The sequence below is a fragment of the Streptomyces sp. WAC04114 genome (assembly GCF_019733245.1).
GTDB lineage: Bacteria > Actinomycetota > Actinomycetes > Streptomycetales > Streptomycetaceae > Streptomyces > Streptomyces massasporeus_A.
Genome location: NZ_JAIGQA010000171.1, coordinates 1 through 17,017, shown reverse-complemented (window position 1 = coordinate 17,017; position 17,017 = coordinate 1). Strand labels below are relative to the sequence as shown.

Sequence of the window (17,017 nt, the reverse complement as noted above, 5' to 3'; positions counted from 1 at the left end):
TCGTACGGCTGGGCGCATCGTAGGGGGCGGGGTGAGGGGGCGGAACGCGGTCGATGCACGCGGCGGTACGGGCGGCGAACCGGTTGACGGCCCGCTGGGCGTCGAAGGTCCGCGCGGGCACGGAGTTCTCGGCGACGCATCCGGCCGTTCGGCGCTCCTCGCGGGCGCGCCCGCGAGGAGTTCGAGGAGGCGCAGCGCCTGTCGGCCGGTCAGGAGGACGCGGTGGCACGCCGGTTCAGGGCGGCGTCGACCGAGGGTCCGCCGAGAGCGGGCTGGTCCTCGCGGCCGGGCGGGTCGGCGATCCCGCGCCGTTCGCGAGGGGCGAGGACGCTGACGCGCCGTCCGGGCGGCCGAGACGGTCGAGCGCGTCACCGGGACGTCCGACCTCGTCCCCGGCACGCCCGTCACCGGAAAGATCCGGGTCGTGATCAACAAGGCCGGCAACGTCGTGTCCGTCGGCCGCAACTGAGCCCGTTTCCGAGAGGCGGAGCATGCACATCGAATACGACCGCGAGAACGACACCGCGTATGTCTCGCTCGTCGCGCACGTCGCGGACGGTGCCGCCGTCCGGCAGATCCCCGTCGACGGGGTCGGGGCGGACGCCGAGGTGTTCCTCGACGTGGACGCGTCGGGGCGGCTGCTCGGCATCGAGGTGATCGGTGCGGGCGCCGCGCTGCCGGCGGAGGTACTGGAACGGCCCTCCGAGGGCTGACGCCGGATCAGGCCGGGCGTGGCCGGGCCAGCCACCGGGCGACCGCTTCCGAGATCGGCTGCCCGGTGTCCAGCTCCACGAAGCCGAACTGGCCGCCCTGGTTGCATTCGAGGAACCACCAGAAGCCGACCTCGTCCTCCGCGAGGTCGAAGGCGGCGTAGGCGAGCCCCGCCCTCTCGACGTAGTCGTGCACCGACTTGCGGATGCGGCCGGGCACCGGGACCGGCTCCCAGGTGTGCTCGGTGTCGCCGTAGCGTCCGTCCACCTGGTCCGGCTCGGCCTTCTTCCGCGCCGCGAACAGCCGGCTGCCGACGCAGGTCAGGCGGATGTCCGCGTGCTTGGGGACGTACCGCTGGAGCAGTGTGGGGCCGGCCGCGACACCGGAGAAGTCCGAGTCGGGTCCGATCAGGGTGGTGGGCAGGTCCATCGGGGGTTCGCCGGGCGGCGGACCCGAGGCGGACTTCACCACCACCTCCCCGTACTCCTCGGCGAACTGCCGTGCCAGGCGCGGGAAGGTGGTGATGACCGTCGGCGGTACGGCGAAGCCGCTGAGGTGGGCGGTTCTCAGCTGCCACGGTTTCAGCCGGGCCCGCTCCGCGTCACGCGGGTGGTTCATCCAGCGCGCGGACGCCGAGTAGAGCATCCCGAACAGGGCCTGACGGGTCTCGGCGGTGAGCCACGCGGAAGGCTCGTCCGCGTGCGCGGCCGGCTCGCCGGGCCTGCGCACCCAGACGGATCTCAGACCTCCCATGCTGACCACATGTCCGTTCGCCGAGAGGAGCCCCTCGAAGTCACCGTGCGTGTAATGGGCGGACAGCAAGGTGCCGACCGGCAGGTCTGCGGGGTCCAGCCGCAGGACGGGCACTTCCGCCGCGTGCAATCTGGTGACGACCAGGTCGGCGGTGACGTCGTCCTTGGCCGTGAGGATCAGTACGGTCATGCCATCACAGGCGTCAGTCGTCGAAGTGCGTCTTGGAGCCCGCGGTGGACGCCGTCGTCCCGACCGCCAGCAGGAGGTCCGGGTCACTGGCCGCCGGACGGCCGTCGGGGAGCACGTTCAACTGGAGCGCGTCGTCGAAGCGGTAGGGCGGTGGCACCGCCGTCGGAAGTGACGTGGGTCGCGCGTAGTTGAGGGTGAACGGTCGCACTCGATGCCTCCGGGTTCGCGCACTGCCCGCATGTGGAGCCCGGCGGGTACCCCGCACGAGGACGCGTTCATCACGCCTCATCCACATCACCGGCATTACGTCGTCCAATTCCTTCACTACTTACACACCGAAAGTGGCGCCGGATTCGTCACAGGGGTACGCCTGAGGCCGTTCGGGTCGGCGGACAAGGTCATACGGCGGGGGTGGACCGGGCCGGCGTCACTCGCCCTTGCCGCCGCCCGGGTTGCCGTTGCCGACGCTCCCCTTGCCCGTCGTCCCCCTGTTCTGGGCCTGGCCCGCCCCCGCTCCGGGATCGGCTGCGACGTCGCCGGGCCTTCCCGGAGCGCCGGATCCGCCCGGCGCGGCCGTGGGCCGCGCGAGCCGTTCGGCGCAGTAGGCGTCGACCTGGCCCTCGCCGCCCGCCGCGGCGACGAGCCGCTGCCAGGCGGTCGCGTCGAGCGCGGCTCCCCGGCCCTCGACCCGTTCGTAGGCGCGGCACTGGGCGGCGGTGTCCTGGGCGGATGACGGGGCGTCGCCCCGTCCCGGGCCGTCCGAGGGGGCCCGCGTGGCCGGGTCGCCCGGCCGGGCGGGGGCGGGCGCCGAGGAAGGCGTCTCCCCGCCGGTGCCGTTCGCGGGCGAGCCGACGGAACCGATGGCCGCGACCGCGACTCCGCCCAGGGCGATGCTGGTGAACACGGCGGCAACCGTGGTCTTCACGGGGCGGCCCCTGCGCCCCGGCGCGGGCAGCCGCCAGTCGTCCCGGTGCCGGGTGCGCGCTCCGTGCGCTCCCGCGTCGCGGGCGGTCCGGAAGGCGGCCACGGCCCGGTGCTCGCCCTCGGGGCCGGGGTCGTCCGCGAGGAGGGCGGCGGCCAGGGCAGTGTGCAGCGCGGTGTCGTCACGCGGGTCCCACGGGCCGGCCGCGGCCCCGCCGGGGTGCACACGTCGGCGGCCCGTCGCCCCGCCGCGGCTCAGCCGATCACCCATGTCCGTTGTCCGTTCCTGCCTGAGCTGTTCGAAGGGTCCGCAACGCCGGCCCTGGACGTCGGCCTGTCCGGCCACTGACGTCGTGGCGGACGTCGACCTTCCAGCGTCTTCGGCGCGTCATCCGTCACACCCTCGCCGGCCTCCGCGTCGCGACCGAGCTGGCGGGCGAGGCGTTTCAGGCCCCGGTACGTGGCGGTGCGCACCGCGCCGGGGCGCTTGCCGAGGACGCGCGCGGAGGCGGGGCCGTCCAGGCCGACGACGACGCGCAGGAGCACGGCCTCGGCCTGGTCGCGCGGCAGCCCGCGGACCAGTTCCAGGGCCCGAGTGGTGGAGATGGTCTCCAGGGCCTGTTCCTGGGTGCTGTGCGGGCCGGGCAGATCCAGGACGTCCTGCTCGATCGCGCCGGGCCGGGGACGCGATCGCTGGCGGCGCACATGGTCCAGTGCCCGGTGCCGGGCGATGGTGGCCGTCCAGCCGCGGAAGCCGTCCCCGTCTCCCTTGAAGCGTCCGAGGTCCCGGGCGATCTGCAACCAGGCGTCGGACGCCACGTCCTCCGCGTCGTCGCCCACCAGCCCGCGCAGGTAGCCGAGCAGGGCAGGCTGCACGAGCCGGTAGGCGACCGCGAAGGCCGCCTCGTCACCCTGCTGGGCCCGCTCCACGGCCTCGCCCAGCTCACAGTCCTGGGCCTGCGCGTAGCGCGTTTGCCGTTCCTGACCCACAGACCGTCCTCGTTCGCACCGGGGTTCATGGCGAGTCCGTGCCGGCCGACGCGCTCCGTTCGCTGCGGCACCCTCATGGAGACCAGCGCGCGTACTCACAGAAGTGTCACAGCGCACCAGAGGTCCCTCACATCACATCGGGTCCCGGGTGACGTTCTGCGTGGGCCGCGCGCTGTGTGAGTGACCGCCCCACACCACTCTCCGTGCCGCCCCTGACTCCCCCCGGGAGCGGGACGGAGAGGGACGGGGGGCCGGGCTCCGCCCACTGCGCGGAGCCCGGCCGCCCCCGGCGCGGCGGTCTTGCGGGCGAGGGCCGGGAGGAACTCGCGCCAGCCATACGACCGGGGCGGCCCGTGCCGCTACGAGCCGTGCCCGCCGGGCCGGCTCCTCAGGCGGAACCCCGGCGCAGCAGGACCAGTTCGGCGTTCATCTCGGCGAGGAACCGTACGACCACGTCCAGTTCATCGGGGCTGAACCGGCCCCGGGCCGCGTCGGTGCTCCGGGCCAGGGGACGGAAGTAGTCCCGGGCCACGGCCCGGGCCGTGTCGGCGTAGTGCAGGTGCACCACGCGGCGGTCGCCGGCGTCCCGGACCCGGCGGATGTGCCCGGCCCGCTCCAGCCGGTCGAGACAGGCCGTCACCGCTCCGGACGTGAGGTTGAGCTGCTTCCGCAGACGGCCCGGTGTCATGGGCTCGCCCCCCGCGTCCGGGTCGGAGTCCGCGTCGAGGATCGCGATCAGGGCCTGCACGTCGGTGAGGTGCAGGCCCTGCTCCTGGGCGAACTCCTGGGCGATGCGGTTGAACTCGCCGTTCATCCGGCGCAACAGAACGGCGAAGGTCTGCAACCCGGTCGGGTCGTCCGCCGGAAGAGATGCCGTGGGTGCACCGGAGCCGCTCATGCCCCCAGCCTAGTATCTCTCAATGATTGAGATACTTTATGAGTGAGCTACTTCTCCCGTGGCTCACTTCCTACGGCTTGGGATGCGCATGAGAACCGCACAGCGTCGGGCCCGGTGGCTCGTACCGCTCGTCCTGCTCCTCGTCTGGCTGGGGGTGGGCGGGACACTCGGCCCCTACGCGGGCAAGCTCGGCGAGGTCGCCACCAACGACCAGGCCGCCTTCCTGCCACGGAGCGCCGAGTCCACGCGGGTGCTGGACGCCCGCGCCGCCTTCGACCGGTCCGAGACCGTTCCGGCCATCGTGGTCTGGACGGCCGGCGGGGCCCGGTTCACCGAGGGCCGGCAGGCCGAGGCCACCCGGGCCGTCGCCGCGCTCGCCGGGAAACCCGGCGTCGTGGGCCGCCCGTCGCCCGCCCTGCTCTCCGACGACCGCGAGGCGATACAGGCCGTCGTCCAGCTGGAGCCCGACCTCGGCGACGAACTGCCCACCGTCCTCGACGCGGTGCGCGAGGCGGCCCGGGCCGTGCCGGACACCACGGCGCGGATCGCCGGGCCCGCGGCCAGTCAGGCCGATCTGTCGGACGCGTTCGCGGGCATCGACGGACTGCTGCTCGGCGTGGCCCTCGGCGCCGTGCTGCTGATCCTGCTGCTGGTGTACCGGAGCGTGCTGCTGCCGTTCCTGATCATCCTGGGGTCGGTCTTCGCGCTGGGCCTCGCCTGCGCGGTGGTCTACGCGCTGGCCGAGCGGGACGTGGTCCGGGTCGACGGGCAGGTCCAGGGCATCCTGTCGATCCTGGTGATCGGCGCCGCCACCGACTACGCCCTGCTGCTCGCCGCGCGCTTCCGTGAGGAACTCGCCCTGCGCGGGGACCGCTTCGGGGCCGCGGTGGCCGCCGTACGCCGCTCGTTCGGGGCGATCACCGCCAGCGCCGCCACCGTCGCGCTCGGGCTGCTGGCCCTGCTCGCGAGCGACCTCACCAACAATCGCGCCCTCGGGCCGGTCGGCGCCATAGGCATCGGCTGCGCCGTGCTCGCCACCCTCACCTTCCTGCCGGCCGCGTTGGCCCTGCTGGGCCGTACCGCCTACTGGCCGTCCCGGCCCAAGCCCCCGGAGGAGTCCGGGGAGGGCACCGGCGTGTGGCGCCGGGTCGCGAGGACGGTCAACGGCCGGCCGCGTCGGACCTGGGCGGTGACGGCGCTCGGGCTGGCCGTCTTCGCGGCCTTCTCGCCCTCCCTGTCCTCCAAGGGCGTGCCGCTCGACGAGATCTTCGTGAACGACGCGCCCTCGGTGACCGCGCAGGCGACGCTCGGCGCGCACTTCCCCGGCGGCTCCGGCAACCCGGCCGTCATCATCGCCGACTCCGGCAAGGCCGCCGAGGTGACGGCCGCCGCGCGCGGCACCGAGGGCGTGGCCTCCGCCGGAGCCGTCTCCGCCTCCGGCCGTCCCGGGGCGGGCGAGCCGCTCGTCGTCGACGGGCGCGTGCGCATCGACGCCACTCTGAAGGCCGCGGCGGACAGCGACGCGGCGAAGGAGACGGTCGAACGGCTGCGCGCGGAAGTCCACGCGGTCTCCGGGGCCGACGCGCTGGTCGGCGGGTACACGGCGCAGCAGTACGACACCCAGCAGACCGCCGCCCGGGACCGGACGGTCATCGTGCCGATCGTGCTCGCCGTCATCCTGCTGATCCTGATGCTGCTGCTGCGTTCCCTGCTCGTGCCGGTGCTGCTGGTCGCGACCGTGGGACTCAACTTCCTGGCCACGCTGGGGGTGTCGGCGCTGGTCTTCCAACATCTGCTCGGGTTCGGCGGCACAGACGCCTCGGTGCCGCTGTACGGCTTCGTGTTCCTGGTGGCGCTCGGCGTCGACTACAACATCTTCCTCATGTCGCGGGTCCGGGAGGAGGCGCTGGTGCACGGCAACCGGCAGGGCGTGCTGCGCGGGCTGACCACCACCGGCGGGGTGATCACTTCGGCGGGTGTGGTGCTCGCCGCGACATTCGCGGCCCTGATGGTGATCCCGCTGGCGTTCCTGGTGCAGATCGCGTTCATCGTCGCCTTCGGGGTGCTGCTCGACACGCTCGTGGTGCGCTCCCTGCTGGTGCCCGCGCTGATGATCGACATCGGGCCCCGGGCGTGGTGGCCGAGCGCCCTGGCCCGCCGGAGCCCGGAAGGGGGCGGGGCCGGTACTCCCTCCGGCTGAACCGCCGCCGTCGCCCGTGTCGTGCATCCGCCGAGGGCCCCGGGCGGGAACTGTTCGCGTCAGGGCCGGCCGTGATCCGACAGCACGGCGACGGCGTCGGAGGACGGAGGCACGACCATGACGACGGACGGGCAGCGGCTGCACTGCCTGGTCACCGGGGCGTCCGGCTACATCGGTGGACGCCTGGTGCCGGAACTGCTGCAGGAGGGCCACCGCGTCCGGTGCCTCGCCCGCTCCCCCGGCAAGCTCCGCGACCACCCCTGGGCGGCGCACGCCGAGGCGGTCCAGGGGGACGTCACGGACCCCGAGTCGGTCGCCGCCGCGATGCGCGGGGTGGATGTCGCCTACTACCTGGTGCACGCCCTCGGCTCCGGCTCCCGGTTCGAGGACACCGACCGCGCCGCCGCCCGGATCTTCGCCGAGCAGGCCCGGGCGGCCGGCGTACGGCGGATCGTCTACCTCGGCGGCCTGACGCCGCGTGACGTCCCCGAAGGGGAGCTCTCCCCCCACCTGCGGTCCCGGGCCGAGGTGGGGCAGATCTTCCTCGACTCGCCCGTGCCCGCGACCGTGCTGCGCGCGGCCGTCGTCATCGGCTCGGGCTCGGCGTCGTTCGAGATGCTGCGCTACCTCACCGAACGCCTGCCCGTCATGGTCACCCCCAGCTGGGTGCACACCCGCACCCAGCCCATCGGCGTGCGGGACGTGCTGCGCTACCTCGTCGGGTCGGCGACCATGCCGGACGACGTCGACCGGGCCTTCGACATCGGCGGGCCGGACGTCCTCACCTACCGGGACATGATGCTGCGCTACGCCGCCGTCGCCGGACTGCCGCGGCGGTTCATCGTGCCGGTCCCGGTCCTCACCCCCCGGCTGTCCAGCCACTGGGTCGGCCTGGTCACGCCGGTGCCCGCCTCGCTCGCCCGGCCGCTGACCGAGTCGCTGCGGCACGAGGTCGTCTGCCACGAGCACGACATCGCCCGGTACGTGCCCGACCTCCCGGGCCGGCCGCTGCCGTTCGACGAGGCGCTGGCGCTGGCACTGCGCCGGGTGCGGGAGGCGCAGGTCTCCACGCGCTGGTCCTCCGCCTCGGTGCCCGGGGCGCCCAGCGACCCGCTGCCCACCGACCCCGACTGGGCGGGCGGCAGCCTCTACGAGGACGAACGGCAGCGGCCGGTCGACGCGTCCCGGGCCGCGCTGTGGAAGGTGGTCGAGGGCATCGGCGGCGACAACGGCTGGTACTCCTCCCCGCTGGCCTGGGCGATCCGGGGCCGGCTGGACCGGTTCGCGGGCGGGGTCGGGCTGCGCCGCGGACGGCGGGACACCGAGCGGCTGAGGGTCGGCGACTCGCTGGACTTCTGGCGGGTCGAGGAGATCGAACCGGGTCGTCTGCTGCGGCTGCGCGCCGAGATGCGGCTGCCCGGCCTCGCCTGGCTGGAGATGTACGCCGAGACCGACGAGGCGGGCCGCACCCGCTACCGCCAGCGTGCCCTGTTCCATCCGCGCGGCCTGCTGGGCCACGCCTACTGGTGGAGCGTCGCCCCATTCCACTCCGCCGTGTTCGGCGGCATGGCGCGCAACATCGCGCGGGCGGCGTCCGAGGGCACGAGCGGACGCCGGGGCGGGTCGCGCATCCGACGGGCCCGTGAGCGGCGAAGTGCCCGGGAGCAACGAACGAAATCCGCACCACCGCACCAGGAGTGACGCCATGACCGTCGCAGTCGTCCTGTTCACCTCGGACCTGCGTCTGCACGACCACCCGCCCCTGCACGCGGCGCTGAGAGCGGCCGACGAGGTGGTGCCCCTGTTCGTCCGCGACCCCGCCGTCCACGCCGTCGGTTTCGACGTGCCCAACCGCGCCGCGTTCCTCGCCGACTGCCTGGCCGACCTCGACTCCTCGCTGCGCCGGCGCGGCGGGCGACTGGTCGTGCGCACCGGGCCGGTCACCCGGGAGGTCCGCGCGGTCGCCGCCGCGTGCGGGGCCACCGAGGTGCACATGGCGGCGGGGGTCACCGGCTTCGCCCACCGCCGTGAGGAGCGGCTGCGCAAGGAACTCGACGCGGACGGTGTCGCGCTGCGGGTGCACGACCGGGTGGTCACCGCCGTCGCGCCGGGGGCCGTGACCCCGCAGGGCTCGGACCACTTCGCCGTGTTCACGCCCTACATGCGCCGCTGGTCGAAGGAGCCGCTGCGCGACCCCCTGCCCGCCCCGCGTGCGGTGCGGGTCCCCGAGGCCGCGCGCGGCGAGGAGCTGCCGTCCCGCGCCGGGGTGGCGGACGTGTCCCCCGATCTGCCGGCCGGCGGCGAGTCGGCGGGGCGCGACAGGTTCGCGCGGTGGGCGGACAACGGCCTGGCCCGGTACGAGGAGGGCCACGACGACCTGGCCGGTGACGCGACGTCACGCCTGTCGCCGTACCTCCACTTCGGGGCGCTGTCGCCGGTGGAGGTGGTCCGGCGGGCCCGGGCGAAGGGCGGAGCCGGGGCGGAGGCGTTCGTCCGTCAGCTGTGCTGGCGCGACTTCCACCACCAGGTCCTCGCGGCCCGGCCCGAGGCGTCATTCCGGGACTACCGCTCCCGGGACGACCGGTGGCGGGGCGAGGAGGACGCCGCCGAGGAGATCGCCGCGTGGCGGGAGGGCCGCACCGGCTACCCGGTGGTCGACGCGGGCATGCGCCAGCTGCTCCACGAGGGCTGGATGCACAACCGGGCCCGGCTGCTGGTGGCGAGCTTCCTGACCAAGACGCTGTACGTGGACTGGCGGATCGGCGCCCGGCACTTCCTGCGGTTCCTGGTCGACGGCGACCTCGTCAACAACCAGCTCAACTGGCAGTGGGTCGCCGGCACCGGCACCGACACCCGCCCCCACCGCGTCCTCAACCCCGTCCTCCAGGGCAAGCGCTACGACCCGGACGGCGCCTACGTACGCCGTTGGGTGCCCGAACTGGCCGACGTCGGCGGCGCCGCGGTGCACGAGCCCTGGCGGCTGCCGGAGGACGAGCGGGCCCGGCTGCGCTATCCGGCGCCGCTCGTCGACCTCGGCGAGGGCCTGGCCCGCTTCCGGCAGGCCAGGGGCCGCGACTGAGAGTCCGGTCCGCGAGGGAGGGCCCGGTTCCGAACCGAGAGCCACGGTCCGCGGCCGAGCGCCCCGTTTCCGACCGAGAACCCGGTTTCACCCCTGAGAGCCCGCCATCCGGCGCATCCGAAACGACCCCGTCCGGGGAAGCACTGATGTGCGGATGACCGGAAGCGAGAAGGGGTTGCGCATGCTTGGACGGCGGCCGACGGTGGCCGGACCGGCGGAGACGAACCACGCCCCGCTCACCGCTCCGGGGGCCACCCGCGCCATGGAGGCGGTCCTGGAGCGGGTGCTGGAGGCGCGGCTGCGGCAGGCCCGCGACACCGACGCGGTGTTCGCCCTCGACATGGCCGACCGCCTCGCCGCCTATGTCCGGCGGGGCGGCAAGCGGCTGCGGACGGCGTTCATGTGGTGCGGCTGGCGGGCCGCGGGCGGCTCGGGCGACGCGAGCGCGGTCCTGCGCACGGGGGCCGCCCTCGAACTGCTCCAGGCCTGCGCCCTCATCCACGACGACGTGATGGACGGGTCACCGCTGCGCCGGGGCGCGCCCGCGATGCACGTGGACTTCGCCCGCGGTCACCTGGCCCGCGGCCCGGGCGGGTCCGCCGAGTCGGCTCACGGACACCCTGCCGGCCGCGCCGGCGGGTCCGCCGAGTCGTTCGGGACGTCGGCGGCCGTGCTCGCCGGCGATCTGGCGCTGGCGTGGGCGGACGACCTGCTGACGGAGACGGCGCTCGCCTCGCCGCACGGCCCGCGGCTGTTCGAGGAGTGGCGGGCCATGCGCACCGAGATGGTCGCCGGGCAGTACCGCGACCTGCGCGCGCAGGCGAGCGGCTCGTCCGGCGCCGAGGAGGCGCTGACCATCGCCGTCCTGAAGAGCGCCCGGTACACGGTCGCCCGGCCCTTGGCGCTGGGCGCGTCGCTGGCCGGTGCCGACGCCCGCACCCTGGGCGCGCTGCGGGCCGCCGGACGCTGCGCGGGGCTGGCCTTCCAGCTGCGCGACGACCTCCTCGGCGCGTTCGGGGACCCGGCGCTGACCGGCAAACCGGCCGACGAGGACCTGCGCGCCCGCAAGCTCACCCCTCTGCTCGCCGTCGCCGTCCGGCTCGCGGAGACCACCGGCGACCGGGACGCCGCCGCCGTGCTCGCCCCGGACGCGGGCGCCCGGCCCGGACACACCGTCGAGCGGATGCGGGCGGCGCTGGAGCGGACGGGCGCCCGGGCCGAGGTGGAAGCGAGGATCGCCGACCTGGCGGCCTCCGGCCTGCGGCATTTCGAGGCGACGGGCGCCGCGGCCGGCGTACGGCGGGAGTTCGCCGCGCTGGTCGAGCGGGCCTCGGGTGTGGCCCCGCAGCAGGCGGAGGAGCTCGTATGAGGACGGTGGCGGGGCCGACCGACCATGTCGTCGTGGTGGGCGCCGGCCTGTCCGGACTCGCCTGCGCCCTGCATCTGCTGGGCGCGGGCCGCCGGGTCACCCTCGTCGAACGGGACGACGGCCCGGGCGGCAGGGCCGGGCGGCTGCGGCTCGGCGACTACCTGGTGGACACCGGGCCCACCGTGCTGACCATGCCCCATCTGGCCGACGAGGCGTTCGCGGCGGTCGGCGAGAGCCTCGACCGGCACGTCGAGCTGCTGCCGCTGCACCCCGCGTACCGGGCGGGCTTCGCGGACGGGACCTCGCTCGACGTGCACACCGACGGCGACGCCATGGAGGCGGAGGTGCGGCGCTTCGCCGGACCGGCGGAGGCAGCGGGCTACCGCAGACTGCGGGAGTGGCTGGAGCGGCTGTACCGGGCCCAGATGCGCCGCTTCATCGACACCAACTTCGACTCTCCGTTCCAGCTCGCCCACCCGGACCTGGCCCGTCTCGCGGCGCTCGGCGGCTTCGGCCGGCTGGACGCCCGGATCGGCCGTTTCCTCTCCGACGCCCGCCTGCGCCGCGTCTTCTCCTTCCAGGCCCTGTACGCCGGGGTGGCCCCGGCCCGGGCGCTCGCGGCGTACGCGGTGATCGCCTACATGGACACCGTGGCCGGTGTCTGGTTCCCCAAGGGCGGCATGCACGCGCTGCCCCGCGCGATGGCGGACGTGGCCGCCGGGGCCGGTGCCGAGCTGCGCTGGTCGGCCGAGGTGAGCGCGCTGGAACGCTCGGCGGGCCGGGTGCGGGCCGTCCGTCTCGCCTCGGGCGAGCGCATCCCGTGCGACGCGGTGGTGCTGACCTGCGAACTGCCCGCCGCGCACCGGCTCCTGGGCCGGGCCCCCCGCCGTCCGGTACGGCTGCGGCACTCGCCCTCCGCGGTGGTCCTGCACGCCGGGACCGACCGCACCTGGCCCCACCTCGCCCACCACACCCTGTCCTTCGGCGCCGCGTGGGAGCGCACCTTCGACGAACTGACCCGCGCCGGAACGCTGATGAGCGACCCGTCCCTGCTGATCACCCGCCCGACCACGCACGACACCTCCCTGGCGCCGCCCGGCCGCCACCTCCACTACGTCCTGGCACCCTGCCCCAACACCGCCGTCGGCCCCTCCGCCACCGCCTGGCGCGACCTCGGCCCGCGCTACCGCGACAGCCTGGTCGCCGAGCTGGAACGCCGCGGCCTCGACGGGTTCGGCGACAGCGTCCAGCGGGAGCAGCTGGTGACCCCCCTCGACTGGACGGCCCAGGGCCACGCGGCGGGCAGCCCCTTCTCCGTCTCCCACACCTTCGCCCAGACCGGTCCCTTCCGGCCGCGCAACCTCGTCCGCGGCGTGGACAACGTGGTGCTCGCGGGCTGCGGGACCACACCCGGTGTCGGCGTACCGACCGTGCTCATCAGCGGGAAACTCGCCGCCGCCCGCGTCACCGGCGACCGCACCCGGGCGGCCCGGGCGAACCGGCCCCCGGACCGCCGCCCGACCACCCCGACCGGAGCAGGTGCCCATGACCCGTCGTGAACTGGACGCCGCCGGGATCACCGACCCCGGCCTGCGCACCGACTACGGCGTGTGCCGGCGGCTCAACGCCCGGCACGGCCGGTCCTACTTCCTGGCCACGCGCCTGCTGCCGCTGGAACGCCGTTCCGCGGTGCACGCGCTGTACGGCTTCGCCCGCTGGGCCGACGACATCGTCGACGACCTGGACCGGCGCCTGACGCCCGACGAGCGGGACCTGCTGCTGAAGCGCCTGGAGGGCGACCTCGCCCACGCCCTGCGCACCGGCGGCGGGACCGAGCCGGTGGTCCGGGCCGTGGCCGACACCGCCGAACGCCACGGCATCGAGGTGGACCTGTTCGCCGACTTCCTCGCCTCGATGCGCGCCGACCTCACCGTCACGGACTACCCGACCTACGCAGACCTGCGGGCCTACATGCACGGCTCGGCCGCGGTGATCGGACTGCAGATGCTGCCCGTGCTCGGCACGGTCGTCCCGCGCGAGGAGGCGGTTCCGCACGCGGCGGCCCTGGGCGTGGCGTTCCAGCTGACCAACTTCCTGCGGGACGTGGGCGAGGACCTCGACCGCGGTCGCGTCTACCTGCCCGCCGACCTGCTCGCCGCCCACGGTGTGGACCGGCCGCTCCTGGAGTGGAGCAGGCGCAGCGGCCGCGGCGACCCGCGCATCCGCGCGGCACTCGTCGCCGCCGAGGCCCTGACCAGGGACGTGTACCGGGACGCGGAACCGGGCATCGCGATGCTCGACCCGCGGGTGCGCCCCTGCATCAGGACCGCGTTCACGCTGTACGGCGGCATCCTCGACGCGATCGCCCGGCACGACTACACCGTGCTGCACCGCCGGGCGGTGGTACCCCGCCGGCGCCGGGCGGCCACCGCCGCGGCCGGTGTCCTGAAGGTGGCCCGCGCGCGGTGGCAGGCACCGTCCGCGGCGGACCACGCCGCGCTGGAAGGGAAAGGACCGGGCCGTGGCTGACCGGGCGGACAAGGCACGCTGGACCTCACCGCTGCGGCGGCGCCGCGGCCCCGGCTGGGCGGAGCAGACACCCACCTGGCGCGCGGCCCGGCCGGCGCTGATCGCCGACACCCTCAAACGCGCGTCCGCCCGGCCCTCCGGCAACTGGTTCGTGGCCGGCGCCTCCCGGCAGGTGCGCCCCGGCAGCCCGTACGGCAGGACCGTCGGCGGTCTCGAAGTGGTGCTGTGGCGCTCGCGGTCGGGCGGCCTGCGGGCCGGTCCCGGGGCATGCCCGCACCTCGGCGCACCCCTGCGGGACAGCCGGGTGGTGTGCGGCACGCTGGTGTGCCACTGGCACGGACTGGCCCTGGACGGCTCCGCGTTCGCCGACTGGCAGCCGTACCCCGCTCACGACGACGGGGTGCTGGTGTGGGTACGGCTGGACGCGGTCGGCGGTGAGGAGCCGTCGGAGCTGCCCGTGGTCCCGGACCGTCCCGCACCGGGCAGCGGGGTGGACGCCGTGTACACGGCGGTCGGGCGGTGCGAGCCGCAGGACGTGGTGGCCAACCGGCTCGACCCGTGGCACGGCTCGTGGTTCCACCCGTACTCCTTCGTCGATCTGACGGTGGTGAGGGAGCCGCGGGGCGACGAGGACGACGACGCCTTCGAGGTAGACGTCTCCTTCCGGGTGGCGGGCCGTCTGGTGGTGCCCGTACGGGCCGAGTTCACCGCGCCGGAGCCGCGCACCGTCGTCATGCGCATCACCGACGGCGAGGGCGCCACGTCCGTGGTGGAGACCCATGCCACGCCCCTGACCGCCGCGGGCGCCGAGCGGCCGCGGACGGCCGTGATCGAGGCGGTGGTCGCCGCTTCGGACCGGCGCGGCTTCGCTCTGGCCCGGGCCGCCGCCCCCGTGCTGCGCCCCCTGATGCGGCGCACCGCCGGGCGCCTGTGGCGCGACGACCTCGCCTACGCCGAGAGGCGCTGGGAGTTGCGCAGCAGCGGGCGGTTCCCCGGCTGACAGGACCCCGCCGGACGGGCCCGCGCGGAGCGGCCCGGGCCCGTCCGGCGGCCCCGCGTCACCGGCGTACCCGACGCTCCGCGAGCCCGGCGAGTGCCCGCAGCACCCGGGAGCGGCCCGCCCGCGGCACGGTCCACAGCACCTGGCCGCGCACACCCCACCCGGCGAGCAGTGCGTTGGACGCCAGGAAGCCGGTGGTGGCGGCGCGTTCCATCAGGGCCACGGGCAGGTCGCAGCGCAGCCCGTCGCCGGCCAGCGTCAGCCACGGGTGCGGGGTCCGCACGGTGGGGCGCAGGTGGTGGGTGCCGACCGGGAAGAGCGGGCAGTCCGCGCGCCACTCGTGCCGGGCGTCCACGACGCGCGCCTCCCGGGTCTCCGGGTAGATCCGCCGCAACTGCCCGAGCATCGCGTCCTGCACGCCCTCCCGGTCCGCGCCGGGGCCGACGGCGTAGGCGTGCAGTTCCACGACCGAACCGCTGTTCTTCGCGGCCCAGCGGGCGGCCTCTCCCTCGTAGCGTTCCAGGACGCTGATGTTGTCGAGGCCGTCGTAGCCGCTGGTGCCGAGGAAGCCGGGGCGGTCGGCGTTCACCGGCCGGTCGAGCCAGAGCCGCGAGACGAGGAACGGCGGGGCGGTGCGCAGGGCGTCGATGCCCTCGCGCCAGGGGGCGGTGCCCAGGCCGGGCGAGGCGGCGACGACCCCACGCAGTCCCCCGGTGTCGAGGGCGAGCACCACCGCGTCGTGCCGGTCGGTGCCGGTGCCGGTGCGCACCTCGGCTCCGCCGGTGCCGGCGGGCTCCACGCCGAGTACGGCCGTGCCGGTGCGGACGGTCGCGCCGAGGCGCTGGAGGTAGTCGCCGAGCGGCTCCCACAGGGCCTGCGGGAACGGCTCGTCGGGCACGTCGAAGAGCAGCCCCTCCGAGGAGCCGAGGAAGTAGATGTGGAACATCAGCATCAGCTCGGCCGCGGACAGTTCGCGCGGGTCGGCGAAGAAGCTGCGCGAGAACACCTCGAAGGCCAGATGGTGCGCGGCCTCGGGGAAGCGGATGCGCTGCAGGAATTCGGTCGCGCCGACCCGGTCGAAGCGCGCGTACACGTCGGGCACGCGCACGTCCGTCAGGGGCAGCGCCGCCCGCGCGTCCAGGGCGGCGAGGTCGCGGTGGCCGAAGGTGGGGCTGAGGGCGACGAAGCCGAGGGCGCTGAGGGGCGGGGTGCGTGGGACGCGGGCGAAGCTGTCGGTCAGTCCGCCGCTGTGCCGCAGGGGATAGTCGGGCAGCGGGGTGAGGCGGTCCAGGGCGGGGTCGGTGCGCCGCAGCAGGCCGCGCAGGTTGTAGTACTGGCGGAAGAACGCGTGGAAGCCGCGGCTCATGGTCACCTCGGAGCCGTCGGCCAGCCGGGTGGGGTACCCGGCGAGGCGACCGCCCAGGGACTCCTCGCGTTCGTAGAGGGTCACCCGGGCGCCGCGTTCGGCCAGTCCGGTGGCCGCGGCGAGTCCGGCGATGCCGCCGCCCACCACGGCGACGGACGGCGCGTCCCCGGCCGCGAACCGGTCACGGCCGGGCGCGGGCATCACGACCTCGGCCTTGCGGTCCCGGCCGCGGCGGGCGGCCGTTCGCGGGGGTGTCGGGCGGCTCATCGGCCGGCCTCCCACGCCGTGGCCACGAACGTGTGGGTGATGCCGGTCTGCCACCCGGCGAGGGGCAGGGCCCGCGCGCCCGTGAATCCGGCCCGCGTCAGCCGCCCGGTGAACTCGTCGGCGGTGTCGAAGTCGAGCACGCTGTGCCACAGGTGGCGGTACAGGTCCCGGTCCCCGGTGAGCGTGCCCGCAGGGATGATCACTCCCTGGCAGACGGCCGTCCACAGCGCCCGGTGCGCGGGCGAGCCGCCGAGGCTGTACTCGTGGACGGCCAGGCGCCCGCCCGGCCGCAGCAGCGTCCGGACCGTGGCGAGGACCGCGTCCGGGTCGGAGACGTTGCGGAACAGGTAGGCCGCGAAGACCGCGTCGAAGGGGCCTTCGCCGGCCGCGTCGAGTTCCTCGGCGCTCAGGTGCAGGAACCGCACGCTGTCGGGCCACGGCTTGGCCAGTGCCCGGCGCAGCATGCCCGCGGAGGCGTCCACCGCCGTGATCCGCGCCCGAGGTGCGGCCCGCAGCAGGGCCCGGGTGGAGGCACCGGTGCCGCAGCCGAGGTCGAGCAGGTGCAGTCCGGCCCCGTCCCCGGGGAGCCTCAGCCGGCGGGCCGAGCGCAGCAGGTCGGCGCGGTAACCCGGGTTGAGGCCGGTCAGGCGGTCGTAGGTGCGGGACGCGTGGTCGAAGGCATGGGCCAGGTCGCGGTCGCGCAGCAGGGTCATCGGGGGCTCTCTCCGGTTCCTGGGGCGGGGTG

At 75.0% G+C, this 17,017-nt stretch carries 15 protein-coding genes; 8 read left to right on the top strand and 7 right to left on the bottom strand.

From position 1 onward, the window contains the following. Positions 1 to 491 precede the first annotated feature (491 nt). On the top strand, positions 492 to 713 hold the full coding sequence (locus K4G64_RS31620) for a DUF2283 domain-containing protein (protein ID WP_221759368.1): 222 nt from the start codon (positions 492 to 494) through the stop codon (positions 711 to 713). A 7-nt stretch (positions 714 to 720) separates the two neighbouring features. Here K4G64_RS31620 and tgmB read toward each other — a convergent pair whose 3' ends face one another. The 5 genes from tgmB to K4G64_RS31595 form a co-directional block, all read right to left on the bottom strand. After that, complete coding sequence (gene tgmB, locus K4G64_RS31615) at positions 721 to 1,653, bottom strand: ATP-grasp ribosomal peptide maturase (RefSeq protein ID WP_221759367.1); 933 nt, start codon at positions 1,651 to 1,653, stop codon at positions 721 to 723. A 13-nt stretch (positions 1,654 to 1,666) separates the two neighbouring features. After that, positions 1,667 to 1,861, bottom strand: a complete 195-nt coding sequence (tgmA, locus tag K4G64_RS31610; RefSeq protein ID WP_221759366.1) for a putative ATP-grasp-modified RiPP — start codon at positions 1,859 to 1,861, stop codon at positions 1,667 to 1,669. A gap of 219 nt (positions 1,862 to 2,080) precedes the next feature. Then, the gene (locus K4G64_RS31605) at positions 2,081 to 2,845 is read right to left on the bottom strand and encodes a hypothetical protein (protein ID WP_221759365.1); all 765 of its coding nucleotides are present in this window, start codon (positions 2,843 to 2,845) and stop codon (positions 2,081 to 2,083) included. Continuing rightward, positions 2,830 to 3,564: an RNA polymerase sigma factor gene (locus tag K4G64_RS31600; protein WP_221759364.1), complete on the bottom strand. Its 735-nt coding sequence runs from the start codon at positions 3,562 to 3,564 to the stop codon at positions 2,830 to 2,832. The genes K4G64_RS31605 and K4G64_RS31600 overlap by 16 nt, the downstream gene beginning before the upstream one ends. A gap of 388 nt (positions 3,565 to 3,952) precedes the next feature. Next, positions 3,953 to 4,462, bottom strand: coding sequence for a MarR family winged helix-turn-helix transcriptional regulator (locus K4G64_RS31595; protein WP_221759363.1), 510 nt, complete (start codon positions 4,460 to 4,462; stop codon positions 3,953 to 3,955). A gap of 88 nt (positions 4,463 to 4,550) precedes the next feature. On the opposite strand from K4G64_RS31595, the gene K4G64_RS31590 reads away from it, so the two are divergent. From K4G64_RS31590 to K4G64_RS31560, 7 genes are all read left to right on the top strand, one after another. Next, positions 4,551 to 6,662 (top strand): MMPL family transporter, encoded by a 2,112-nt coding sequence (locus K4G64_RS31590; RefSeq protein WP_221759362.1) that lies wholly within the window; start codon positions 4,551 to 4,553, stop codon positions 6,660 to 6,662. Positions 6,663 to 6,779: 117 nt separating this feature from the next. After that, positions 6,780 to 8,363 (top strand): SDR family oxidoreductase, encoded by a 1,584-nt coding sequence (locus K4G64_RS31585; RefSeq protein ID WP_221759361.1) that lies wholly within the window; start codon positions 6,780 to 6,782, stop codon positions 8,361 to 8,363. A gap of 4 nt (positions 8,364 to 8,367) precedes the next feature. Next, the gene (locus tag K4G64_RS31580; RefSeq protein WP_221759360.1) at positions 8,368 to 9,741 is read left to right on the top strand and encodes a deoxyribodipyrimidine photo-lyase; all 1,374 of its coding nucleotides are present in this window, start codon (positions 8,368 to 8,370) and stop codon (positions 9,739 to 9,741) included. Positions 9,742 to 9,922: 181 nt separating this feature from the next. Beyond that, entirely contained in the window at positions 9,923 to 11,110 is a 1,188-nt protein-coding gene (locus K4G64_RS31575; protein WP_221759359.1) for a polyprenyl synthetase family protein, read from the top strand. After that, positions 11,107 to 12,669 carry a phytoene desaturase gene (locus K4G64_RS31570; RefSeq protein ID WP_221759358.1) on the top strand — a complete coding sequence of 521 codons (1,563 nt, stop codon included), beginning with the start codon at positions 11,107 to 11,109 and terminating at the stop codon, positions 12,667 to 12,669. Before K4G64_RS31575 ends, K4G64_RS31570 begins: the two co-directional genes overlap by 4 nt. After that, the gene (locus K4G64_RS31565) at positions 12,656 to 13,639 is read left to right on the top strand and encodes a phytoene/squalene synthase family protein (protein ID WP_221759357.1); all 984 of its coding nucleotides are present in this window, start codon (positions 12,656 to 12,658) and stop codon (positions 13,637 to 13,639) included. The genes K4G64_RS31570 and K4G64_RS31565 overlap by 14 nt, the downstream gene beginning before the upstream one ends. Beyond that, complete coding sequence (locus tag K4G64_RS31560; RefSeq protein WP_221759356.1) at positions 13,632 to 14,639, top strand: DUF5914 domain-containing protein; 1,008 nt, start codon at positions 13,632 to 13,634, stop codon at positions 14,637 to 14,639. Before K4G64_RS31565 ends, K4G64_RS31560 begins: the two co-directional genes overlap by 8 nt. Before the next feature lie 58 nt (positions 14,640 to 14,697). Here the strand turns inward: K4G64_RS31560 and K4G64_RS31555 are convergent, their stop codons facing one another. Together K4G64_RS31555 and K4G64_RS31550 are read right to left on the bottom strand one after the other, a co-directional pair. Next, the gene (locus tag K4G64_RS31555; RefSeq protein ID WP_221759355.1) at positions 14,698 to 16,272 is read right to left on the bottom strand and encodes an FAD-dependent oxidoreductase; all 1,575 of its coding nucleotides are present in this window, start codon (positions 16,270 to 16,272) and stop codon (positions 14,698 to 14,700) included. Further along, complete coding sequence (locus K4G64_RS31550) at positions 16,269 to 16,985, bottom strand: class I SAM-dependent methyltransferase (protein WP_221759354.1); 717 nt, start codon at positions 16,983 to 16,985, stop codon at positions 16,269 to 16,271. The genes K4G64_RS31555 and K4G64_RS31550 overlap by 4 nt, the downstream gene beginning before the upstream one ends. Positions 16,986 to 17,017: the final 32 nt, after the last annotated feature.